Source organism: Nonomuraea sp. KM90 (assembly GCF_052246675.1).
GTDB lineage: Bacteria > Actinomycetota > Actinomycetes > Streptosporangiales > Streptosporangiaceae > Nonomuraea.
This window is the reverse complement of sequence record NZ_JBQQCB010000062.1, coordinates 39,810-62,796: the sequence shown is the minus strand read 5'-3', so window position 1 is coordinate 62,796 and position 22,987 is coordinate 39,810. Positions and strand designations below refer to the sequence as shown.

Below are 22,987 nucleotides of genomic sequence, written 5' to 3'. Positions count from 1 at the left end.
GGACGGCGCCGAGCACGACGGCCGAGGGGGAGTCGTACACCTCCGGTTCCGGGGTGCAGGTGGCCACGCACGCGCCGGCCAGCGGTGGCCGGACGCTCGGTTACGTGGACAACGGCGACTGGGCGGGGTACTCGAACGTCGGCACGGGTGGTGCGAAGACGTTCTCGGCGCGGGTCTCGTCCGGCGGGGTGGGTGGGACGATCCAGGTGCGTTCGGGGTCGGCGACCGGCACCCTGCTCGGCTCGGTGGCCGTACCTGTCACGGGCGGGTGGGAGAGCTTCCAGAACGTCACCACCACGCTGACCGGCTCCGCCACCGGACCGCTCTTCCTGGTCTTCACCGGCGGTAGCGGCAACCTCTTCGACATCGACACCATCACCCTGGGGAGCGGCGGTACGGCTCCGGCGTCGGACAAGGTGCACGTCTTCTACTACCCCTGGTACGGCTCGCCCCAGGTGAACGGCGGCTGGCGGCACTGGCAGCAGGGCGGGCGCACCCCTCCCGACGACATCGGCGCCGACTTCTACCCCGCGCTCGGCGCCTACGACTCCGGCGACTTCACCGGGGCGGTGGCCCAGCACATGAAGTGGATCAGGCAGGCGGGCGTCGGGGTGGTGGTGCTGAGCTGGTGGGGCCGTGGCAGCTACGAGGACAACCTCGCCCGGGGCGTCCTGGACGCGGCGGCGAGGGAGGGACTCAAGGTGGCCTGGCACCTGGAGCCCTACTCCGGCCGCAGCGCGACCTCCACCGTGGACGACATCCGCTACATCAACCAGACGTACGGGCCGCACCCGGCCTTCAGCAACGCGTTCTACGTCTTCGAGAGCCTGCGCATCACCGACTGGTCCGCCCTGAGCCAGGTGAACCAGAGCAACGTCATCCTGGCCCAGACCACCGACACCACCAAGATCGCGAACTTCAACGGCATGTACACCTACGACGCGATCGCCGGCGCCACCGCGCCCGGCTGGCAGCAGGCCGCGGACTACGCGCGCCAGCACGGGCTGGTGTGGGCCCCGTCCGTGGGGCCCGGCTATGTCGACGACCGCGCGGTGCCCGGCAACACCACCCCCACCCTCACCCGGGACAACGGCGCCACCTACGACCGGGAGTGGTCCAACGCCCTGCGGACCGGACCCACGTGGGTGTCGATCACCTCCTTCAACGAGTGGCACGAGGGCAGCGTGATCGAGCCGGCGGTCGCGCGGGCGGGCTACCAGAGCTACGAGGGCGCCTACGGGCGCACCGGCGCCTCGGCCCAGACCGCGTACCTGGACCGCACGGCGTACTGGGTCGGCCAGTTCGCGGCGACCCGCTGATCCGGCTCCCCGAAGGCCGAACGACCAGGCGGCCCGCGACCCCGAGCTACGGGTGCGCGGGCCGCTCGGCGTCGTCACGGACGAGCCGGCCATGTCACAGATGGCGGGGCTGTCTCGTCTCGGGTTCCGAGGGCAGGCTCGGAATCTGGAAGGTGATGGTCATGCGGGTGTTCGTGGCGGGCGCGGCGGGGGTCGTGGGGCGGCGGCTGGTGCCGCGGTTGGTGGCCCGGGGGCACCAGGTGACGGCCACGACGACGAGCGCGGCCAAGGTGGGCCTGCTGGAGCGGTTGGGTGCGGAGGCCGTGGTGATGGACGGGCTGGACGCGCTGTCGGTCGGGGAGGCGGTGGCCGAGGCCCGGCCGGAGGTGATGGTGCATCAGATGACCGCTATCTCTGGCAAGCCTGACATCAAGCACTTCGACCGCTGGTTCGCCACCACCAACCGGCTGCGTACCGAGGGGACGGACCACCTGCTGGCCGCCGCCGAGGCGGTCGGCGTGGCCCACTTCGTCGCGCAGAGCTACGCCTCCTGGAACGGCATCCGCGAGGGCGGATGGGTCAAGACCGAGGAGGACCCGCTGGACCCGACGAGCACGGGCCAGGGGGCGCAGGCGATCCGCCACCTCGAGGACGTGGTCGTCAAGGCCGGCGGCGCGGTCCTGCGGTACGGCGCCTTCTACGGGCCGGGCGCCACCGACGACCAGGTCGAACTGGTGCGCAAGCGGCAGTACCCGGTCGTCGGGAACGGCGCCGGCCACAGCTCGTGGGTGCATCTCGACGACGCGGCCGGCGCCACCGTGCTGGCGGTGGAGCAGCGGGTGAGAGGGGTGTTCAACATCGTCGACGACGAGCCGGCCCCGGCCCGCGAGTGGCTGCCCTATCTGGCGGAGTGCGCGGGGGCCAGGCCGCCGATGCGGATCCCCACCTGGCTGGCCCGGCCGCTGGCCGGGCGGACCGCGGTGACGATGATGACCGAGGGGCGCGGCTTCTCCAACGCCAAGGCCAAGCGGGAGCTCGGCTGGGAGCTGCGCTATCCCTCGTGGCGGCAGGGGTTCAAGGAGGAGCTGGCGTGAGGCGGGCCGAGGAGTTCGAGGAGCTGCGGCCGCTGCTGTTCTCGATCGCGTACCGGATCCTCGGCAGCGTGAGCGAGGCCGAGGACGCGGTCCAGGAGACCTGGCTGCGCTACGAGGCCACGCCGACCCGCCCCACGTCGACCAAGGCGTTCCTGTCGGCGGTGGTGAGCCGGATCTCGATCGACGTGCTGCGTTCGGCCCGCGCCCGGCGGGAGGAGTACGCCGGGACGTGGCTGCCCGAGCCGCTGCTCACCGACCCGTACGCCGACCCGGAGCGCTCGGCGGAGCTGGCCGACTCGGTGTCGATGGCGGCCCTGCTCCTGCTGGAGCGGCTCAGCCCGCTGGAGCGGGCGGTCTTCGTGCTGCGCGAGGTGTTCGGGTTCGGCTTCGGCGAGGTCGCGTCGGCGGTGGGGCGGTCGGAGGCGGCCTGCCGCCAGCTCACGGTACGGGCCCGCCGCCACATGGAGGCGGGACGCGCTCGGTTCGCGGCCGGCCGCCGGGAGCGGGAGGAGCTCGCCGATCGGTTCTTCGCCGCCTTCCGGGCCGGGGACGTCGCCGGGTTGCGTGAGCTGCTCGCCGCCGACGTTCAGATGGTCAGCGACAGCGGTGGCAAGGCCCCGCAATGGGGCAAGGGCGTCTTCGGGGCCGGCAACGTGGCCCGGGTGCTGGCATCGATCGTCCCGCCGTTCATCCGGATCGGCGGGGTCGTGGCGGCGCACGAGGTGAACGGCCAGCCGGGGGCGATCTTCCGCAACCGGGACGGCGAGGTCGTCAACACCCTGGCCCTCGACATTCTCGACGGGCAGATCCAGACGATCCGCGCGGTGCTCAACCCCGACAAGCTCGGCCATCTCGGTCCGGTGGCGGACGCCTGGGCGGTCATCCGCGAGGCGAATCAGGCCCGCCGGCCTGCGGGCTGACCCGGAGGAGCCGCCTGCGGCCCGGACGACGGCTGACCGGGAGGAGCCGCCTGCGGCCCGGGTGGCGGGCGCTAGACCCACCGTCCCCACGACGTGACCAGTGGCCGGTAGCCCTGGCGGGACCAGAAGGGGACCGACAGCGGGTTGGGGGCCACGTAGTGCACCAGCACGGTCTCGACGCCGGCCGCCGCCACCTCGGCATGGGCGTGGGCGGCCAGTGCGGCGCCGATGCCGCGGCCCCTGCTGCCCGCGCGCGCGTACAGGGAACCCACGTACGCCACGGGCGAAGCCAGCACGGCGGGCGCGATCCGCCCCGCGTGGTCAGGGTGGTGGACCGAGAGCATGCCGGCGACCGCACCGTCCTGCTCGGCCAGCCAGCACCAGCCGTCGCCACGGGCGAGTTTCTCCTCGAGTTCGGCCCGGGCGGCGGCGGGCGTCGAGGGCAGCACCGGAACCCAGCCGAACTGCGCCTCGTAGGCGACCAGCTCCAGGTACAGCCGGCACATGGCGTCCAGATCATCCGCCACCGCCCGCCGTACAGCCGCCCGCCGTACACCGGCGGGCGGCCGCTCCGCGGCCGGAGCGGGAGAGACCCGGACGGCGAGCACGGACCGCGGCGCGAACCCCCGCCTGACCAGTGCCGCGACAGGCGCGGTGTCCCGGCTCGGCCAGCTCACCACGAGCCCGGAGCCCGGCTCGGCGTCGAGGGCCGGGATCCAGCGGTCGAGGAGACGGCCGAGGGAGTCCGCGGGGTCGTCACCGGCGACCGCGGCGCGGAGCGTGTAGGTGGTGGGCGGGCCCCACTGCACTGACCGGGCGTCGGGGTCGGCCGTGGCCACCGAGGACGTGCCGACGGCGTCCGGGGTCTCGATCGGGTCTTCGCCGAGATCCGTGACGGCGACCAGAGGGTCGGCGGCTCGCACGCGCTCGCGGTGGCTGTCGATGACATCGCTCACGGTTCGCACACTAGGTGATGCCTCACCTCGTCGAGCGCGTTCGTGGTGCCACGGGACGGCGGAGCCCGTGCCCGCCGAGGTGGGCACGGGCTCCGGGGGCGGTCAGGAGTGGCGGGCGTCGTCGAGGACGCGGGCCGCCTCCCGCTCGTACGAGCCGCGGGAGGACAGCACCACCAGGCCGCCGAGGATCATGGGCACGATCAGCGCGTACATGGCCATGAGCAGGGAGCCGGTGGCGTCGGAGGTCAGGCCGACGACGAGGGGGCCGAAGGCGACGCCGATCGTCAGCAGGAACTGCAGGACGGCGAAGCCGACGCCGCGTGACCTGGCCACCACGACGTCGGCGATGCAGGCCGTGCACGTGGGGATCGCGGTGGAGGAGATCGTGACGGCCAGCAGCACGAGGATCACCAGCGCCACCGGCGAGCTCATCAGCAGGGCGACGCCGAGGAGGGCCGAGCCGATCGTGATGCCGGCGCCGCCGATGAGCAGCCGGCCGCCCTTGACGCGGCCGTGCACCCGCTTGCCGAGGTGGGAGCCGAGCACGGTGCCGGCCAGCACGCCCACGATGGTGACGCCGCCGCTGATGCTGCTGGCGACGCCGGTCGTCATCCCGAAGACGCGGACCATGAGGGACGGCAGCCAGACGTAGATGCCGCCGAGGCCGAGGGTCAGGATCATCACGCCGAGGGCGACGAGGATCAGGGTGCGGATGGCCAGGACCTGGCGGACCTGGGGCCAGAAGGGCGGCTTCACGGTGGCGCCGGGGGTGGGGGCGGGGTCGGCCTCGGGCGGGCCGGCCTGCGGTGGTTCGAGCGCGCCGGGGGGTGGGGCCTGCTGGGGCACCACGGCGGCGGTGGCCATGATCTTGTCGATCTGGCCGCGGCGGGGCTCGCGCAGCCGCCAGACGAGGATGGCGGTCAGCGCTCCCGGGATCGCCATCAGCAGGAACGCGGCCCGCCAGCCGAACGCCTGGCCGATGACGCCGCCGAGCAGGGTGCCGACGCCGCCGAGGTAGGTGGTCATCCGGGTCCAGCCGTACACCTGCATGCGCGTCGCGGCCGGGTAGAAGTCGGCGAGCAGGCTGCCGACGGCGGGGTTGTCGATGTTCTCGGCGGCGGCGAGCAGCACCCGCATGAGGTAGAAGACGGCGAACCCGGCGGCCAGGCCGGAGCCGAGGGTGGCCAGGGCCCAGCAGAGGACCACGATCCCGATGATCCTGGTCCGGCTGTGACGGTCGGCGAGGTAGCCGGCGGGCAGCGCGACGAGGGCGGCGGCCAGCGCGGCGGCGGTCGGGATGGATCCGGCCGCGGTGTCGCTGAAGCCCCATTCGGCCTGGATCAGCGGCAGCACGCCGGACATCAGGTTGGCTTCGATGCGATCGACCATGCCGACGACGAACAGTACGACGAACGGCCCCCACCCGAAGGGGTTCGGATCGGTCGGGCTGATGCCGCCCGGTGGCGGGGATCCGAGTCGGCGGCGTTCGCGGGCGACGGTCTTCACCATGGCTTCTCCTCCGCGGTAGGTGCTCCCCAGTGGCACGCTGGACGTGGGAACCCCCCGAACACGGTTCTAGACCGGAGTTCTAGGAAGAGTGTCGTACATCACACTGCGTTTCACCAGTGCGAAACGGATTCGCGTAACACTACTGACGCAGAGGCAACGCTGAAGGCGGGAACCGGAACCGGTTCCCGCCTCCTTCGCGTTCAGCGTGCCGTGCTGAACAGGAACGCGCAGTCCTGTACGGCCTCCACGCGGTGACGGCGGTCGGGCATGACCAGCAGATCGCCCGGCAGCCCGTCCCACGAGAGGGGCCCGGCGACGAGCCGTACCTGCCCGTGCAGCACGTGCACCGTGACCTCGCCGGGATGCTCGTGCTCGTGCATGTGCTCGCCCTTCCGCAAGGCGATCACGGTCTGGCGCAGTGAACGCTCGTGCCCACCGTGGACAGTGGTGGCGCTGCGGCCGCTGCTCGACTCACGGGCACGCGTGAGCAGATTGCGGGCCAGCGCGGTCAGCGAGACCTTGGTCATGGCCGCGGCGCGCGGCGGTCTCGCCGGGCTTCCAGCTCCTCCGGGCTGACCACGGTCAGCATCGGCTGCCCGGGCGCGCAGAACATCGTCACCGTGAACGCCGACTCCTCGTCGGTGAGATGGTTGCCGTCCTGGTAGTGGATCACGTCCCCGCCGGGCTCCCAGAACGCCTCACCGGCCCGCACCACCCGCGCGGGCTCGCCTTCGATCTCGAAGTTGATGGCCCCCTTGACCACGAACCCGTACGCGGGCCCGGAGTGCCGGTGAGGCGGCGCGCCGGGGCTGTTCGGCGGCAACGTGACCAGGAGCGTCATCGCCTCGGCCCCCTCCGGCGCGGGAGGCGCCCCCGGCACGGTGGCCACCACGTCGATCTTCGGCGGCGGACCGCTCTTGTCGGGGTTGTCGAGGTGGTGTGCGTTTGCGTGATCGGTGCTCATCAGGCTTCCCTCACGGTACGGTGGCCGGCTCGATCCGGCCGTGCACCAACTCAGACAGGGCAGCTTCCCGATGTGTGACAGGGGGACTCCAAGCCACAGCGATGGCCTGATCGTTGCCTGCGCATGGGCGGGCAACGGGAAGGTGCAAGCACAGGGGGATCTGATGGACCTGCAACACAAGCGCGCCGAGACCAACGGGATCCGGCTCCATTACGTCACCGCCGGTTCGGGGCCGGCCGTGCTGTGCATGCACGGCTGGCCGGAGACGCACCGCGAATATCTCGTCATCATGGAGCGGCTGAGCCACAGATACCGTTTCATCGCCCCCGACCTGAGGGGATTCGCCGACAGCGACAAGCCGTTCAGCGGTTACGAGCCCAGGACGATCGCGGCCGACATGCTGGGCCTGCTCGCCGCCGAGAAGGTGGAGCGGTTCCACATCCTGAGCCATGACCTCGGCGGGCCGTCCGCCGTCGCCCTCGCCTACCTGGCAGCTGACCGCGCCCTGTCGCTCTCGACGATCGAGACGCCCTTCTTCGGCCTCGACTACCCGGGCTACGTGGACCCCCGCCTGGCGTACTGGCACCTCGGGATGCACATGAACATGGACGTCACCCGCTTCCTCATCGAGGGACGCGAGGAGCAGTACCTGAGGCACTTCTTCCGGGACTTCGCCTACGATCCGACCGCGATGCCGGAATCGGAGATCCAGGTGTACGTCATGCAGATGCGCCAACCGGGCAATCTGCGCGCGAGCCTCAACCTCTACGGCTACATCCCGCAGATGGCCGAGCAGACGAGGGAGCTGACCGCGGAGAGGCTGACCGTCCCGATGATGGCGTGGGGCGGTCGGTCGTCCTTCGGGTCGCACTGCGTCGACAGCGCGCGGGCCATCGCGGCGAACGCCCAGGGCGGAGTCATCGAGGAGTGCGGCCACTGGGTGTTCCAGGAGCGACCGGACTTCATCTGCGCGGAGCTGGATCGGTTCTGGGGCGGTCACGGTTGACCGGACACGCGGGTCCTCGCCCACGTGATGAGGTCCTCGGCATACGCGGCGGCCGGGGTCGCCGGTGAGCAGGTCGCCGGTGAGCAGGTCGGCGGCCGGCCGGTCGGCATCGGTCTCCGGTGTGACGCGCCCGCGGTCGGGCGATCCCGCGACGTGGTCGGGGTGCGTGGCGCGTACCTCACGGCGACGCCTTCGGGCAGGAACGACCGCCCCCCGTGAAGCCCAGCGGGCACGGGCCGTTTCTCGGTCTCGGACAGGGGCCCCATCATGGGGAAGCCCCACCCCCGCGAGGCGGGGGCGGGGCTCCGGGTCGGTGATGGGTCAGGTGATGGGTCAGGTGATGGGTCAGGCGAAGGACCAGGTGAAGAGGTGGAGCTGGCCCTCCTCCACGGGGGAGAAGGTCAGGCTCTTGACGGTCTTGCCGGGGTCGAGGGCGATGGGCTGGGAGGCGAAGACGTACGCGTTGATGGGCTGCAGCTCCCAGGATCCCCAGAACAGGCGGTACGGCGTGGTGGCCACGATCTCGTTGCCGAACTCCGGATCGTCCCCGCCGAAGTCCAGGACCCAGTCACTGAAGCCCAGCTTGGCCGTGCCCGTCGTGCCGTCCGTGTAGGTGATGGTCACCGTCGACTCCACATCCTCGACGCCCGCACCCAGGAAGGAGAGCTTGGTGGCTCCGGCCGGGGCGGCGACCTCGAGAGGCTGCGTGCCGGGCTGGAGGTTGTCCCACTCGCCCCTCTTGGTGCCGGGCCAGGTGAAGCGGAAGTCCTTCCAGGTCACCGTCGCACCGGGGCTGAGGCCCGCCTCCGCCAGGGCCTGGCCCGAGTAGCTGAAGCCGGGGCCGTCGAGGTTGGCCTCGCCGGGCGCGGTGGCGTCGCCGATGCCCGCGTTGTTGTGGTGCCACTGCGGGGTGCCCCGGGTGGCGACGTTGAGGCGCACGCTGGTCGCGGTGTCCCCGACCGTGATCGGCACCGTGTGGAAGCCGCGCGGGACGCTGCCGGACACCGAGATGGCCAGCTTGACCTGCGCCTTGCCGCCCGCGGCCACGTTCAGCACACCGCTGGCCGGCGACACCGTGACGCCTGCCGGCGGGTCGGCCCGCCAGGTGAGGGTGGCCGCCTGGCCGAGGCTGCGGGCCGCGAGCTCCGTCGCGAAGACGCCGCCGGGCTCCACCGGGCCGCTGCCGGGGGCGAGACCGGTCAGGTACGGCTTCGACCCCTGGCCGAAGGAGGGCGGCAGGTCGCGCGGCGTGGAGCCGAACGCCCGGTTGGCATAGGCGCTGAGCGCGAAGTCGAGCCGCCCGCCCGCGGTCGCGAACGTCTCCGGCAGCCAGGCCTTGCTGGTCTCCACGCCGTTGACCAGGAGGGATCGGATGTACGGGTTGGCGGCACCGGGGGCGTTGACGACGATGTCCGCGCTGCCGGGACGGTCGATCGTGACCCGGTCGAACAGGGGTGTGTTCACGAACAGCTCGGCGCGGCCGGGGATCGCCGGGAACAGGCCGATGGCCGACCACACGTACCAGGAGCCCATGGCGCCCAGGTCGTCGTTGCCGACCAGGCCGTCCGGCCCCGGCCCGAACAGCTCCTTCTGCACCCGCCGCACCAGCGCCTGGGTCTTGTACGGCTGCCCCGCCCACGCGTACAGCCAGGGCGCGGGCAGCGCGGGCTCGTTGCCCATGTAGGCGAAGGGCCGGGCCGGCCCGGCGTTGAGCTCGGTGAAGTACTCGTCCAGCCGGGCGATCGCCTTGTCCCGCCCGCCCATCGCGGTGAACAGGCCGCCCGCGTTGTGCGGCACCATCCAGTGGTACTGGGCGCCGTTGCCCTCCATGTACGTGCCGGGGCTGCCCGGGTCGAAGGGGGCCAGGAACGAGCCGTCGCCCATGCGCGGCTGGACCCAGTCGTTGGCCGGGTTGTACAGGCTCTGCCAGGCCTGCGCCCGCTTCATGAACTCGCCGGCCGTGGTCGAGTCGCCGAGCCGGGAGGCGAGCTGGGCGATGCCGAAGTCGGCCACGCCGTACTCGAGGGTGGTGGAGGAGTCGGAGGGGACGTAACCCTTGCTCATGAAGGCGGCGTTGCCCGGTCGTTCGTCGTAGCCGATCAGCGGGTGGCCGATGTCCATGGGGCCGACGCGGCGGGCGGCGGCGGCCATGGCCTTCAGCGCGGCGGCGTACTCGAAGTCGCGGGCGCCGAAGGCGTACATGGTGGACAGGATCACGTGGAACGGGTCGCCGACCATGACGCCGGTGACGGCGGTCTGGTGCGACCACCGATCCCAGACGTTGCCGAGGGACTGCGCGTTGTCGTACATCGACTGGGCGATGTCACTGGCGACGTCCGGCGCGAGCAGGGCCAGGAGCTGCACCTCGCTGCGGTAGATGTCCCAGCCGGAGAAGGTCGCGTAGTGGTGGTGGCCGGGCCGGACGGTGCGTTGCTTGCCGTCCATGCCGGTGTAGGTGCCGTCGGCGTCCTCGAACACGTACGGCTGGAGCAGCGCGTGGTAGAGGTTGCTGTAGAACGTGCGCCGCTGGTCCACGGTGCCGCCGCCGACCGACACCCGGCCCAGGCGCTCGGACCAGACCGCGCCGGCCTCCTGCTTGACCTGGTCGAGGCCCTTGCCGGCGATCTCGGTCGCGAGGTTGTTCCTGGCGCCGTCGATGCTCACGTACGACAGCCCGACCCGCATCTGGACCGGCCGGGCGGGGTCGAACTGCAGGTACGCCCCCGAGCCGGGCCCGTTGACGGTCACGTCACCGGCGGTGAACACCTCGCCCCGGACCTTGGCCGCCCCGGCGTTCTCGACCGTCTGGGCGCCCGGCAGCACCTCGTCGTCCTTCCACGTGCCGAAGCCGGTCACGGGCTGGTCGAAGGTGGCGTGGAAGTAGACCTTGTAGCGCATCGGCGGGCCGCAGAAGCCGCCGGTCTGGACCCAGCCCTGGACGGTGTTCCCGCTGATCCGGGTCTCGCCGTCGTCGACGCCGTTGACCGAGCCGCTGGTGTTCAGCAGCACGGTGCCGGGCTTGCCCTGCGGGAAGGTGAAGCGGGCCACGCCCGCCCGCATGCTCACCGAGAGCTCCGTCTTGATCCCGGTGTCCAGGACGCTGCTGTAGAAGCCGGGGGAGGCCTGCTCCTTCTCGTGCTTGAAGGTCTGGACGTAGTCCTCGCCGTGGGTGGCGGGCGAGCGGCCGACCGTGCCGGAGAACGGCAGCACGGGGAAGTCCTGGGCGCCCGTGCAGCCGGGCCCGGAGATGTGGGTCATGGAATATCCGCGCAGCCGGTTGTCCTCATACCGGTAGCCGCCGCCCGCGTTGCCCACGGTGTCGGGGCTCCACTGCATCATGCCGAAGGGCAGGACGGCACCGGGGAAGGTCATGCCACCGCCTCCCCCGTGGCCGAAGTCGGAGGCCGCCTCCTTGGTGCCGTGGAAGACGTTCACCAGGGCGGCGGGATTGCGCTCCATGACGACGTCCGACGAGGTGGACGCGGCGACGGAGCCGGGTGGGAGTATCGCCGTCGCGACCAGGGCGGCCACGACCGGTAAGGACCATTGAGACACGGCAGTCCTCCAAGGGAGAGATCTGTATCACACAACCGAGATCGGCTGATCAGGGTCAACGAGCAGAAAGGGCGGTCAGAAGCTGCCACCACGGATAGGGGTTGGCTGGTCAGGGCGGCTTTGTCACATTCGCGAGTACGTGTGTCGAGCCGGCGTGAGGAAAGCAGCGATGACAGTCGTGTCCACGGTCCCCGTCGAAAGCCCCGCAGAGTCCGCCGTAGGGCCCGCCGCAGGATCCGCCGCAGGATCCGCCGCGGGATCCGCCGCGGGATCCGCCGCGGGATCCGCCGCGGGATCCGCCGCGGGGCCCGCCGCCGATCCCCGGGACCCGTCGATCCGGCTCGCCCGGCTGCTCGACCCGGGTTCGGCCGTCCCGCTCCACGGCGACGACGAGAGCGGGGTGCTGGCCGTGCACGGGCTGATCGGCGGCGCGCCGGTCGTCGCGTTCTGCACCGACGCCCGCCGGATGGGCGGCGCGCTGGGCGCGGACGGCGCCCGGCACATCGTGGACGGCATCGAGGCCGCCGTGCGCCAGGGCTGCCCGGTGATCGGCCTGTGGCACTCGGGCGGCGCCCGGCTCGCCGACGGCGTGGAGTCCATGGACGGCGTGGGCCGCATGTTCGCGGCCATGACCTGGGCCTCCGGCGTGGTGCCGCAGATCTCGGTCATCCTCGGGCCCGCGGCCGGCGCCGCGGCCTACGGCCCCGCGCTCACCGACGTCGTCATCATGGCCGACTCCGGCCGCGTCTTCGTGACCGGGCCCGACATCGTCCGCAACGTCACCGGCGAGTCCATCGACATGGCCGGGCTCGGCGGCCCGGAGGCGCACGGCCGCAAGTCGGGCGTGGCGCACATCCTGGCCGCCGACGAGGCGGACGCCCTGCGCCGCGCCCGCGGCCTGGCCGGGATCTTCGCCGACCACGGCACGCCCGACCTGGCCGCGCTCCGCGAGCCCCGGGACCTGCGGTCGCTGCTGCCCGAGTCGCCGCGCCGCGCCTACGACGTGCGCCCGCTGGTGCGGGAGCTGCTGGACGCCGGCGGGTTCGAGGAGCTGCAGCCCCGCTGGGCCGCCAACATCCTGGTCGGACTCGGGCGGCTCGGCGGCCGGTCCGTCGGGGTGCTCGCCAACAACCCGCGGCACAAGGGCGGCTGCCTCGACTCGCTGTCGGCCGAGAAGAGCGCCCGCTTCGTCCGCATGTGCGACTCCCAGGGCATCCCGCTCGTCGTGCTGGTGGACGTCCCCGGCTACCTGCCGGGCGTGGGGCAGGAATGGGGCGGCGTCGTACGCCGGGGCGCCAAGCTCCTGCACGCCTTCGCCGAGTCGGTCGTGCCCCGCGTCACCCTGATCACCCGCAAGGCGTACGGCGGGGCGTACATCGCGATGAACTCCCGCTCGCTCGGCGCGACCACCACGTTCGCCTGGCCGGGCGCGGAGGTCGCGGTCATGGGCGCGGAGTCGGCCGTCGGCGTCCTGCACAGGAAGGCCCTCGCGGCCGCCCCCGAGGCGGAGCGCGAGGAGCTGCGCGCCCGCCTGGCCGAGGAGCACCGCCGGGTCGCCGGCGGGGTCGAGCGGGCCGTGGCCATCGGCGTCGTGGACGAGGTCATCGCGCCGGAGACCTCCCGGCTGCGGATCGCGGAGGCGCTGGCCCGCGCCCCGCGCGCCCGCGGACGCCATTCCAACATCCCGTTGTGAGGAACCGTCTACAGGAGGCGCACCATGTCCCACATCACCGCGTCCCAGATCACCGCGTCCCAGATCGCCCCGTCCCAGGTCGCCCCGTCCCAGATCGCCCCGTCCCAGATCGCCCCGTCCCAGTTCACGGCGGTCCTGGTCGGAGGGCCGGACCACCTGGCCGCCGACCGGCGGATCCAGAGCGTGGGGTCCGCCACCGACACGCTCAAGCTGCCCCACGGCGCCGGGTACGAGCACTTCCGGCACCAGGGCGAGAGCACCGAGATCGACGGCGAGCGGGCCCTCGTCTTCCGGTGGATCATGCACACCGCCATCGCGGAGTAGCCGCCGCTCACGTGCGCCTGTGGGCATCGAGGACCCGCCTACAGGCGCTCGCCCACCAGCTTCGCCGGCAGGTCGGCGCGCCGGGAGACGTTGAGCTTGCGGTAGACCCGCGTCAGGTGCTGCTCCACGGTGCTGACCGTGATGTACAGCTTGGCGGAGATGTCCCGGTTGGAGTAGCCGTCGGCGGCCAGCGCGGCCACCCGCCGCTCGGCGTCGCTGAGGATGGGCTGCACGCCCGTCACGCCGTCGTCGGCGGGCTCGCCGGGTGACAGCGCCTGGCTCAGCCCGTCGGCGTGGCACTCCTCCGCCAGGGCGCGGGCCCGCCGCGCCAGCATCCCGCCGCGACGGTACTCCCCGTTGGCGTGGTAGGCCGCGACCAGGTCGAAGAGCGTCCTGGCCAGCTCGTACCTATCGCCGCCCGCCTGGACCAGCTCGGCCGACCGGCGCAGCAGCATGATCCGGTGGCGGCTCTCGGCGGTCGCGGCCAGCACGCGCATGGCCATGCCGTGCACCCGCTTGGACCGCCCGTGGCAGCGCGCCATCTCCTCCTCGGCCAGCAGCCGCGCCTCCTCCGGCGCGCCGAGGCGGACCAGGGCCTCGGCGGCGTCCACCCGCCAGGCGATGAACTCCGGGCTGTCCAGCTTCCACCGGGCCGTCAGCTCGCCGCAGAGCCGCAGGTCGCGCAGGGCCTGCTCAGCCTGCCCCGCCATGAGGGTGAAGCGGGCCTTGCCGTAGAGGTAGAGCAGGCCGAAGCGGGTCTCCAGCATGGCCTCCGGCACGGGCTGGGAGACGTGCAGCAGGTAGTCCTCGTGGCGGGACATGGCGGCGCCCGCCAGCAGCAGGGCACCCAGCGGGCCGCCGACCGCCACACCCCAGCTGGCCGGGGGGATGAGCTCCAGGGCCCGCCGGGCGTCGCGGGCCGCCGCCGCCGGCTCGCCCCGGCGCAGGCCGATCTCCGCGCGGATGGCGGAGAGCCGGGCCTGCCGGCTCGGGGCGTGGCGGGAGGCGGCCTCCTCGATGAAGGCGTCGCACCAGGGCGCCGCCCGGTCGGCGCGGCCGCTGTAGGTCAGGGTCAGCAGCGCGCTCTCGACCGTGTCCATCGACATCTCGTCCAGCCGGGAGCCGCGCAGGACGCGCTCGGCGGTGGCCGCCGTCTCCGGCCGCGGCCCCTCCGCCAGCGCCCGGACCAGCGCGTTCGCCGAATCGATGCGGCGGCTCGCGCTGAGCGAGTGCGCGGCGCCGCCGGCCTCCTCCTCGCTCAGCTCCGGCAGGTGCGGCAGGAAGGTCGGGCAGGCGCCCCGGAGCCAGGCGCGGGCCACGGCCAGCTCCGCCAGGCCCTCCCGGTCCGGCTCGCCCAGCTCCTTGAGGTGGTTCAGGACGTCTCTGGCGTCATCGGTGTGGCCGTGCCACAGCAGCGCCTTGGCCAGCACCACGGCGTCGCCACCGCCGAGGTGGCCCTTGTGCAGCGCCTCAGTCAGCTCGGCCAGGTGCCCGGCGGGGGTGCTCGGGTTGATCCGCCACTTGGCGCGTACCAGCTTGGTGGCGATCCTGGCCCGGCGCCGCTCGTCGCCGCAGCCCTGCCAGGCCAGCTTGAGGTACTCGATCGCGGACTCCACGGCGCCGTCGCGCAGCGCCTGGCCGGCCGCGTCCTCCAGGATCGACAGGGCCCACGCGTCGTCCGCGCGGCCGCCCAGCAGCAGGTGGTCGGCCACCACCGTCACGGCGGCGCCCTCGTGATAGGTGAGCTCGGCGGCCCGGCGGTGCAGGTGGGCGCGGTCCTGGGCGTCGAGCGTGGACAGCACCGCCGACCTGGCGCTCTCGTGGCGGAAACGGCCTCCGGCGAGCAGCCCGGCCCGGGTCAGCGCCTGGACCGCCTGGGCGGTGGCCGTCTCGTTCTCGCCGAGCAGCTGGGCGACCGAGCCGGGCTCGTCCAGCACCGCGAGGCCGCGGGCGACGAGCAGCAGGTCCGGGTCGGCGCGGTGCAGGCAGGTCAGCACGGCGTCGCCGTAGCGGTCGCCGGGGGCGCCGCCGGCCTGGTAGTCCTCCACGAGGGCGTCCACCAGGAGCCGGTTGCCGCCGCTCAGCTCGTGGCAGCGGGCGGCGTACCGGTCGGCCGTCTCAAGCCCGGCCCGCTCGGCCACCCGCCTGGCCACGCCCTCGGCGGACAGGTGGGTGAGCCGGACCTGGCGGCAGTGGGGCTGGCGCAGCAGGTCGGAGTGGAGCAGGAAGTGCTGGTTCGGGTGGTGGTCGGGGGTGCCGAAGAGCAGCATGACCTTGGCGTACTTGACCCGGCGGGCCAGGTAGGACAGGCAGAGCTGGGAGGCGCGGTCGGCGTGGTGGGCATCGTCCACGACGATCAGCAGCGGGCAGCGCTCCGACAGCTCCAGCAGCACCGTGCAGAGCGCGTCCACGATCTGCACGTCCACGTGGTCCAGGGTCTCGCCCGCGAGCTGGGCGCGGGCGCCCTCCTGAAGGAGGCTGAGCGTGACCGTACGGTGCTGCTCCATCATCGGCGTGTTGTGCACGAGCTGCGAGAGCACGCCGAGGGGCACGTCGCGCTCCGCCAGGGAGCCCGTCGCGGTGAGCGGGAGGGCGCCGTGGTCGAAGGCGTGCTCGGTCAGCCCGTACAGCAGGTGGCTCTTGCCGGTGGCGATGGCGCCGGTCACCACCGCGATGCGGCCCCGGCCGGCCACCGCCTCGTCCAGCAGCCCGCGCAGGAGGGCCATCCCCTGCCGTTGATCGTGCTCGGCCATGACGGCCCTCCTTCGTGCCTGGTCGGAAAGGTCAGTAGGGCAGGGTTCGGCCCGACGGGGTGCGGAGGTCGAGTCCGGTGACGCGCCTGCGCCGCGGCCTGTTCCTCACAGCTCTGATCCGTGTCATGGGAGCGTCCTTTCGTGCCGGCGGCCGTGGACCGGCCGCTCGCTCGTCAGCCCGCGGTCGCCAGGCGGCGGGGCTGGGGAAGGGGCCGGCGGGACGGCCGCGGCTGCGCGCCGTCCGCCGGTCGGGCGCCGAGGGCCGCGCGGACGGCCATGAAGGCGGCGGCGGCGACGTCGTCGTGGAGGCCCGCCCCCCAGGTCGTGCCGTCGCCCGTGCCGCGCTCGGCGTAGATCATGACGGCGTGCGGCGAGCCGCCCCCGAGCACCGGGCGCTCGGGCCGCATCTGGTCGTCGTCCAGCGGCGGCGCGGTCGTGTGCACCGCGAGCACCTGGATGCCCCAGGGGCTGAGCACCGAGCCGAGGCCCTCGATGGCCTGCGCCCGGGGCCCGTCGAGATCGACGCCGCCGTCCACGTGCAGGGTCACCGCGATCGGCTCGCTGCCCAGCGACAGCGGGCCGGACAGGTCCCCGCGGTAGAGGTACTCCTCCTGGAACAGCGCGCCGATCCGGCCCGGCGACAGCTCGCCGCCCGCCGTGTCGGCCTGCTCCTGGACCCGGGCGGACAGGTCGGCCTGGAGCGCGCGGGGCAGGCTGAGCCCGTGCCAGGCGCTCATCACGTACGCCACGCCGCCCTTGCCCGACTGGCTGTTCACGCGGACCACCGCCTCGTAGGTCCGCCCCACGTCCTTGGGGTCGACCGGCAGGTACGGCATGCTCCAGGCCAGCTCGTCCACGGGCGTCCCGGTCGCGGCGGCCTGCCGCTCCCGCTCGTCGAAGCCCTTCTTGATGGCGTCCTGGTGGGAGCCGGAGAAGGCGGTGTAGACCAGGTCGCCGCCGTAGGGGTGGCGCGGGTGGACCGGGAGCTGGTTGCACAGCTCGACGGTGTGGCGCACGGCGTTGAGGTCGGAGAAGTCGATGCCCGGGTCGACGCCCTGCGCGTACAGGTTCATGCCCAGCGTCACCAGGCAGACGTTGCCCGCGCGCTCGCCGTTGCCGAACAGGCAGCCCTCGATCCGCTCGGCCCCCGCCAGCAGCGCCAGCTCGGCCGAGGCCACTCCGGTGCCCCGGTCGTTGTGGGGGTGGATGGACAGGCAGACGTGCTCGCGACGGGACAGGTTGCGGTCCAGCCACTCGATCTGGTCGGCGAAGACGTTGGGCAGCGAGCGCTCGACGGTCGTGGGGAAGTTCAGGATGATGCCGCGGCCCGCCTCCGGCTGCCAGACGTCCATGACCGCCTCGCACACCTCCAGCGAGAAGTCCAGCTCGGTCTCGTTGAACAGCTCGGGGGAGTACTGGTAGGCCAGGTCGCAGTCGCCGAGCACGCGGCCGGTGTGCTCCATCATCACGCGCGTGGCGTGGACGGCCAGGTCGCGGCAGCCGGCGCGGTCGATGCCGAAGACCACCCGGCGGAACAGCGGCGAGGTGGCGTTGTAGATGTGGATCATCGCGCGGGGGGCGCCCTTGAGCGTGTCGAGGGTGCTCCTGATGAGCTCCTCGCGGGCCTGGGTGAGCACGGTGATCCGGACGTCGTCCGGGATGCGGTCCTGCTCGATGAGTAAGCGTACGAAGTCGCGGTCGTCCTGGCTCGCGACGGGGAAGCCGACCTCGATCTCCTTGTAACCCATGCGCACCAGCAGCTCGAACATCTGGAGCTTGCGCGCGGGGGACATCGGGCGGGCCAGCGACTGGTTGCCGTCCCGCAGGTCGGTGGACAGCCAGCGGGGGGCTGTGCGGATGCGTCTGCCGGGCCAGGTGCGGTCCGTCAGATCGATAGGCCGGAATTCTGTGTACCGTTCGGCGCCCTGCATCCTCGGATTTCCTTTCCCGAATGACCTCGTCGTCAGGTGGCGTGCGGCGGTCCGCCGAATTCCGCGATGACGCGGCCATTTCTTGGGAGCGACGCGCGGCGTAGGGGTACGGTGCCCGCTGCTTTCTCGGTGATAGTGGTCCGTTCCCGGTGGAAATCTGCTTGAGTATGGCCGAAGCTATAGACGGCGCCGGGGCCGGGACAAGACGGCGGGCCACGAGTTCGGGCCGGATATCCCCTGTGAGCACGGCAGGGGTATCGAAAGGTGTATCCCCGCTACGCCTTTCGGATCAGACCCCTTACCAAGGCCCATGACGCGGCTCACACTCCAGCCATGGCGGCTATCGCTCTCAGACTCCCGGTCATGGCAACCGTTCCACGAACCCTCGCCCTGTGCGTCGTCGAAGCCCGCCCGCTGGTGCTGGCGGTCTCCCTGCTCCGCTTCATGACGGGCGTCGCCCTGGCCCTGCCGGTGGCCATGGCCCCCGCCCCGCTGACGATCCTGCGGGGAGCGGCCGCCTGGGTGCTCTCGATCTTCGCGGTCTACCTCTTCAACGGCATCGCCGACGTGACCGAGGACCGGATCAACGGCGCCGGCCGGCCGATCGCCAGAGGGGACCTGCATCCGCGCGAGGCCGGGATCGTGACCGCCGCCGCGGCCTTCCTGGCGCTCGTGGCCGCGGTGGGGCTGCCGCTGCCGATGCTCCTGATCATCGCCGCCAACCTGGCTCTGGGCTACCTCTACTCGGGCTCGCCGCTGCGGCTGAAGGGCAGCGCCGGGGGCACGGTCGCGGTGTTGTGCCTGTCGGGCCTGCTGTCCTACCTCGGCGGGTTCGTCGTCGCGACGGCGGGGGCGAGCGTCCCCGTGCCGGCCGCGCTGATCGCGTTCGCCGCCGCGGCGACCGGCTGGATGGTGCTCGTCGGCGTGCCCGCGAAGGATCTCTCGGACATCGCGGGGGACGCCGCGGCGGGCCGGCGGACGTTCGGCGTACGGGTCGGCGAGCGCGTGTCGCGGTGCGTGATGGTCGCGGCGGCGGCCGGGCTGTGCGCGGCCTTCGGCCTGGCCATCCAGCTGCTGGAGGTGCCGCTGACAGGTGTCTTCCTGGCCATGGTGGCGGGCGTCGCCGCCGTGACCGTGGCGGGGGCGTTCGCGTGCGCGGCCACCACGGCGGGCGGGCCGGCCGGGCGCCGGACCCGGCGGCGCCCGTACGGGGCATTCATGGGAACGCAACATCTCGTTCACCTGACCGCTCTTATGAGCCATATATGACACTAAATGTTGCATTAGTGCCCCTGGGTAAGGGATAGTTAGGGGGGCGCTCGAAAGACTGGTCCCGCGCAGGCGGAGGGGGGACATTGGAGGTTCACGGGGCGGGGGATCCGGCGAGATTAGTTGAAATGTGTCGTAACGAAATACTTGCCGACTTCGAGTCTGCCCTGCGGTCCATCGGCAGTCCCGTTTTCGCTGATCAGCGCGCCAGGGACCAGGCACTTTCCACCGCGAGGTACGTCCTGGACGACGTGGCGGCTACGCTACGCGCTGGAAAGGTACAGATTAGTGAACTGTACAAATTTCACGCATGGGAAGTTGGAAATGCGCGGGCGGCGGGCGGCGTGCACCCCAAGGTCTCACTTGAGGCGGGCTCACTTTTTTTCAGCGCAGCACTGCGCCATCTTGCCCGGAGAATAGCGGCAGAGTCCGATTCGCCTGCGGAGTTGTTCACACTCGCCGTCTCCGGCATGGAGGCGAGCCTGTCGCGGCGCATCCGTGAGGCTGCCGACAGTTACCACGGCTTCCTGCTCGACCTGGTGCACGAGGCCCAGGAGGAGGAACGCCGCCGCATCGCCCGCGAGCTGCACGATCGCATCGGGCACGGCATCAGCGTGGCCCACCAGCAGCTGGCACTCTCGGAGGCGTACCGGGCGTCCGACGCGGCCCGCGCCTCGGCCAAGATCACCGTGGTGCAGCAGGCCATCCTGGAGACGATGGAGAACCTGCGGCAGCTGACGTCGGAGCTGCATCCCCAGACACCGGTCAGAAGCCTGGAGAAGTCGCTGATGAGCTTCCTGGAGGCGGTCGAGAACGACGAGGTCTCCGTCGCCCTCGACGTCAGCGGGGACGAGACGTGGGCCGGGCCCCAGGTGCTCGACGAGTCGTTCCTCATCCTGCGCGAGGCGGTGCGCAACGCGCTCACGCACGGGTCCCCGCGGATCGTCCTGGTGCGGGTGAACATCGCCCCCCACGAGCTGTCGGCGTCGGTGCAGGACAACGGCAGGGGATTCGACCCGGCGGCCGTGCGTGGCCGCGGGGTGGGGATGACGTCCATGCGCGAGCGCGCCGAGCTGCTCGACGGCCGGGTCGTCGTCTCCAGCGAGCCGGAGCAGGGCTGCCTCGTGGAGCTCTTCGTACCGTTCAAGAGGCAGTCCCGTGGCCGGCGCGACGCCTAGCGGCGCGATCTCGGTGGTGCTGGTGGACGACCATGCGCTGTTCCGGGAGGGAGTGCGGGAGATCCTGGAGGCCGACGCCGGCATCAGCATCGTGGGGGAGGCGGGCGACTCCGAGTCGGCCGTGTCCGTGGTCGCCGCGACCCTGCCGGCCGTGGTGCTGCTCGACGTCGAGATCCCCGGTGACGAGGTCACCGAGACCGTCGCCCGGATCAGGAAGGTGTCGCCGGAGAGCCGGATCATCATCCTGAGCATGTACGACGGGCCCCAGCTGCTCACCCGGCTGCTGACCGCGGGCATCCGCGGCTACCTGCTCAAGAGCGTGCACCGGCACGAGCTGATCGCGGCGGTGCACAGCGTCCACGAGGACTCCTCCAGGGTCGTGCTCGCCGTCTCCCGCCACAGCCTGGCGCGGGTGGAGGAGCCCAGCGCCGCGGTGCTGTCGGAGAAGGAGCTGGAGGTGCTGCAACTGGCGGCGCAGGCGCTGAGCAACGTGCAGATCGCGCGCCGCCTGAGCCTGGCCGAGGCCACCGTGAAGCGGCACATGCGCAACATCTTCGTCAAGCTCAACGCGGTCTCGCGCATCGACGCGGTCAACAAGGCGCTGGCCGCGGCCCTGATCTCGCCTCAGAGCAGGGGCGAGGGCGACTGAGCGTAGTGGCCGGCGACGAAGAGGCCGGCCAGCTTGCCGAGGGTCTCGGGCGGCAGCTCCACCGAGGAGGCCATCAGGTTCATCTCCAGGTGCACCAGGTCGCGGGTGCTCGGCACGGGGACGACGTGCTCGCCCTGTGAGAGCAGCCAGCTCAGCGCGAGCCGTCCCGTGCCCAGGTCGAGCTGCGCGGCCTCGGTGTCGAGCGCCCGCAGCCGCCGGAGGCTGTGGCGCCGGTGGTCGGCGCCGAACCGGGGATCCCCGCACCGCCAGTCGTCCGCGCCGAAGCCGGCCGCCGGCTTGATCCGCCCGGTCAGGAAGCCCCGGCCGAGCGGGCGCGCGGCCACCACGGTGATGCCCAGCTCGTACGTGGTGGCCAGCAGCTCGGGCGACGGGAGCGGCCCCCACAGGGAGAACTCGACGCCGACCGCGCTCACCGGGTGGACGGCGTGCGCCCGCCGGACCTGCTCCGGCGTGCCGCCGGACACCCCCAGCCGGCGGATCTTCCCGGCCCGCACCAGCTCGGCCAGGCGCGTCACGCTCTCCTCCAGCGGCACCCGCTCGTCCTGGCAGTGCAGGAAGTACAGGTCGATGCAGTCGGTACGCAGGCGCCTGAGCGAGGACTCGCAGGACCGCTGGAGCCGGTCGGGCCGCCCGTCGAACACCGCCGGGCCATCGGGGCCGCCGGCGCCGACGCCGCCCCGCGTGCTCACCACCACGTCGTCCGCCCGCCCGGAGACCACGCGCCCGATCAGGCTCTCGACCTGCCCTCCTGCGTAGAAGTCCGCCGTGTCGAGCAGCGTCACGCCGGAGTCGAGCGCCTTGCGCACCAGCCGGGCGGCCTCGCCGGGGTCGACCCGCCCGTACGCCCCGCTCAGGGCGAGCGTGCCCAGCCCGATGGCGGAGACCAGCGGCCCCGTACCGCCCAACCTCGTGTAACGCACGAAATCCCCTTCACGACGCCGTTTCCTCGTCAACAGAACCAGTCAAGGGATGGATAAATTCGATGTCAACCCGTTCTCGGGGTAAAAGGGGTGGAATATCACAACGCACCCTTACGCGATGGTAGGCCGCCGGCGGATCACCGCCGGGCGGAGCGGCGAAGGCTTTGCCCCCTATCCGAACCCCTATTTCCCGGCCCGGCGCCCACAGAACTCCACGCAACGCCTTTTCGGGAATTGGCGCGTATGGCTACTGTGCCGGGAGGCGGACAAAATGTGAGGAGGTCGGGGTGATCGAGGAGATCCTGCCTGCCACCGTCATGACCTTCGACACCTTCACCGACCCGCCCGACGCGGTGCTCTTCCCTGAGGAGGCCGACCTGGTGCGGCAGGCCGCCGACAAACGGCGCAGGGAGTTCACCACCGCCCGCCACTGCGTCCACCAGGCACTGGAACGGCTGGGCGTGCCCCCCGTCCCGGTGCTGTCCGGAGCCCACGGCGAGCCCGCCTGGCCCGCGGGCGTGGTCGGCAGCATCACGCACTGCGCCGGCTACCGCGGGGCCGCCGTCGGCACCGCGCCCGGAACGATCGGCATCGACGCCGAGCCCCACGGGCCGCTCCCGCCCGGCGTCCTGGAGGCCATCTCCGTCCCCCAGGAACGCAGGCTGCTGCGCCGCCTGGAGGCCGAGCACCCGGGCACGAGCTGGGACCGGATCCTGTTCAGCGCCAAGGAGTCGGTCTACAAGGCGTGGTATCCGCTCGCCCTGCGCTGGCTGGACTTCCAGGACGCCGTGATCGTCCTCGACCCCCTGAGCGGCACGTTCGACGCCCGCCTCCTGGTCGCCGGGCCGTCGTGGCAGGGGACGCGGGTGAGCGGCTTCACCGGCCGGTGGATGACCGGCAACGGACTCGTCCTCACCGCGATCGCCATGACCGCAGCGTCATGACGC

Annotated in this window: 19 protein-coding genes; 11 read left to right on the top strand and 8 right to left on the bottom strand. The window is 72.1% G+C overall.

The annotated features are described in order from the left end of the window. The 3 genes from ACTWPW_RS39750 to ACTWPW_RS39740 all read left to right on the top strand — a co-directional run. Positions 1-1,319: carbohydrate-binding protein (locus ACTWPW_RS39750; protein WP_443171706.1), on the top strand; the 1,319-nt coding region annotated here is incomplete at its 5' end. Between the two features lie 161 nt (positions 1,320-1,480). Further along, positions 1,481-2,392: an NAD-dependent epimerase/dehydratase family protein gene (locus ACTWPW_RS39745; protein ID WP_443171705.1), complete on the top strand. Its 912-nt coding sequence runs from the start codon at positions 1,481-1,483 to the stop codon at positions 2,390-2,392. Next, positions 2,389-3,312, top strand: coding sequence for an RNA polymerase sigma-70 factor (locus ACTWPW_RS39740; protein ID WP_375118899.1), 924 nt, complete (start codon positions 2,389-2,391; stop codon positions 3,310-3,312). Before ACTWPW_RS39745 ends, ACTWPW_RS39740 begins: the two co-directional genes overlap by 4 nt. A 71-nt stretch (positions 3,313-3,383) precedes the next feature. On the opposite strand, the gene ACTWPW_RS39735 is transcribed toward ACTWPW_RS39740, so the two are convergent. From ACTWPW_RS39735 to ACTWPW_RS39720, 4 genes are all read right to left on the bottom strand, one after another. Then, a complete protein-coding gene (locus ACTWPW_RS39735) occupies positions 3,384-4,268 on the bottom strand; it encodes a GNAT family N-acetyltransferase (RefSeq protein ID WP_375118900.1) in 885 nt (294 codons plus the stop codon). A gap of 102 nt (positions 4,269-4,370) precedes the next feature. Continuing rightward, a complete protein-coding gene (locus ACTWPW_RS39730) occupies positions 4,371-5,777 on the bottom strand; it encodes an MFS transporter (protein ID WP_443171704.1) in 1,407 nt (468 codons plus the stop codon). Positions 5,778-5,977: 200 nt separating this feature from the next. Then, on the bottom strand, positions 5,978-6,304 hold the full coding sequence (locus tag ACTWPW_RS39725; RefSeq protein WP_375118902.1) for a LuxR family transcriptional regulator: 327 nt from the start codon (positions 6,302-6,304) through the stop codon (positions 5,978-5,980). Next, positions 6,301-6,741 carry a cupin domain-containing protein gene (locus ACTWPW_RS39720; protein ID WP_375118903.1) on the bottom strand — a complete coding sequence of 147 codons (441 nt, stop codon included), beginning with the start codon at positions 6,739-6,741 and terminating at the stop codon, positions 6,301-6,303. Before ACTWPW_RS39720 ends, ACTWPW_RS39725 begins: the two co-directional genes overlap by 4 nt. A gap of 163 nt (positions 6,742-6,904) precedes the next feature. On the opposite strand from ACTWPW_RS39720, the gene ACTWPW_RS39715 reads away from it, so the two are divergent. Then, positions 6,905-7,747 carry an alpha/beta fold hydrolase gene (locus ACTWPW_RS39715; protein WP_443171703.1) on the top strand — a complete coding sequence of 281 codons (843 nt, stop codon included), beginning with the start codon at positions 6,905-6,907 and terminating at the stop codon, positions 7,745-7,747. Between the two features lie 27 nt (positions 7,748-7,774). After that, positions 7,775-7,966: a hypothetical protein gene (locus ACTWPW_RS39710; protein WP_443171702.1), complete on the top strand. Its 192-nt coding sequence runs from the start codon at positions 7,775-7,777 to the stop codon at positions 7,964-7,966. Positions 7,967-8,092: 126 nt separating this feature from the next. On the opposite strand, the gene ACTWPW_RS39705 is transcribed toward ACTWPW_RS39710, so the two are convergent. Beyond that, positions 8,093-11,302, bottom strand: coding sequence for a GH92 family glycosyl hydrolase (locus ACTWPW_RS39705; RefSeq protein WP_443171701.1), 3,210 nt, complete (start codon positions 11,300-11,302; stop codon positions 8,093-8,095). 169 nt (positions 11,303-11,471) lie between these two features. On the opposite strand from ACTWPW_RS39705, the gene ACTWPW_RS39700 reads away from it, so the two are divergent. Together ACTWPW_RS39700 and ACTWPW_RS39695 are read left to right on the top strand one after the other, a co-directional pair. After that, positions 11,472-12,995, top strand: coding sequence for an acyl-CoA carboxylase subunit beta (locus ACTWPW_RS39700; RefSeq protein ID WP_443171700.1), 1,524 nt, complete (start codon positions 11,472-11,474; stop codon positions 12,993-12,995). 24 nt (positions 12,996-13,019) lie between these two features. Beyond that, on the top strand, positions 13,020-13,319 hold the full coding sequence (locus ACTWPW_RS39695) for a DUF5988 family protein (protein WP_443171699.1): 300 nt from the start codon (positions 13,020-13,022) through the stop codon (positions 13,317-13,319). Positions 13,320-13,357: 38 nt separating this feature from the next. Here ACTWPW_RS39695 and ACTWPW_RS39690 read toward each other — a convergent pair whose 3' ends face one another. Then, entirely contained in the window at positions 13,358-16,072 is a 2,715-nt protein-coding gene (locus tag ACTWPW_RS39690) for a helix-turn-helix transcriptional regulator (RefSeq protein ID WP_375118908.1), read from the bottom strand. Positions 16,073-16,245: 173 nt separating this feature from the next. Next, positions 16,246-18,003, bottom strand: a complete 1,758-nt coding sequence (locus tag ACTWPW_RS39685) for a 2-isopropylmalate synthase (RefSeq protein WP_443171698.1) — start codon at positions 18,001-18,003, stop codon at positions 16,246-16,248. Between the two features lie 363 nt (positions 18,004-18,366). Here ACTWPW_RS39685 and ACTWPW_RS39680 point away from each other — a divergent pair, with 363 nt between their 5' ends. The 3 genes from ACTWPW_RS39680 (at position 18,367) to ACTWPW_RS39670 (ending at position 21,099) form a co-directional block, all read left to right on the top strand. Continuing rightward, the gene (locus tag ACTWPW_RS39680) at positions 18,367-19,272 is read left to right on the top strand and encodes a UbiA family prenyltransferase (RefSeq protein ID WP_375118910.1); all 906 of its coding nucleotides are present in this window, start codon (positions 18,367-18,369) and stop codon (positions 19,270-19,272) included. Positions 19,273-19,718: 446 nt separating this feature from the next. Further along, the gene (locus ACTWPW_RS39675; RefSeq protein WP_375118911.1) at positions 19,719-20,450 is read left to right on the top strand and encodes a sensor histidine kinase; all 732 of its coding nucleotides are present in this window, start codon (positions 19,719-19,721) and stop codon (positions 20,448-20,450) included. Next, entirely contained in the window at positions 20,431-21,099 is a 669-nt protein-coding gene (locus tag ACTWPW_RS39670) for a response regulator transcription factor (RefSeq protein ID WP_364131886.1), read from the top strand. The genes ACTWPW_RS39675 and ACTWPW_RS39670 overlap by 20 nt, the downstream gene beginning before the upstream one ends. Here ACTWPW_RS39670 and ACTWPW_RS39665 read toward each other — a convergent pair. Next, positions 21,075-22,040, bottom strand: a complete 966-nt coding sequence (locus ACTWPW_RS39665) for an aldo/keto reductase (RefSeq protein ID WP_375118912.1) — start codon at positions 22,038-22,040, stop codon at positions 21,075-21,077. The two genes, ACTWPW_RS39670 and ACTWPW_RS39665, sit on opposite strands and share 25 nt — an antisense overlap. A gap of 287 nt (positions 22,041-22,327) precedes the next feature. On the opposite strand from ACTWPW_RS39665, the gene ACTWPW_RS39660 reads away from it, so the two are divergent. Next, positions 22,328-22,984 carry a 4'-phosphopantetheinyl transferase family protein gene (locus ACTWPW_RS39660; protein ID WP_375118913.1) on the top strand — a complete coding sequence of 219 codons (657 nt, stop codon included), beginning with the start codon at positions 22,328-22,330 and terminating at the stop codon, positions 22,982-22,984. Positions 22,985-22,987 lie beyond the last annotated feature (3 nt).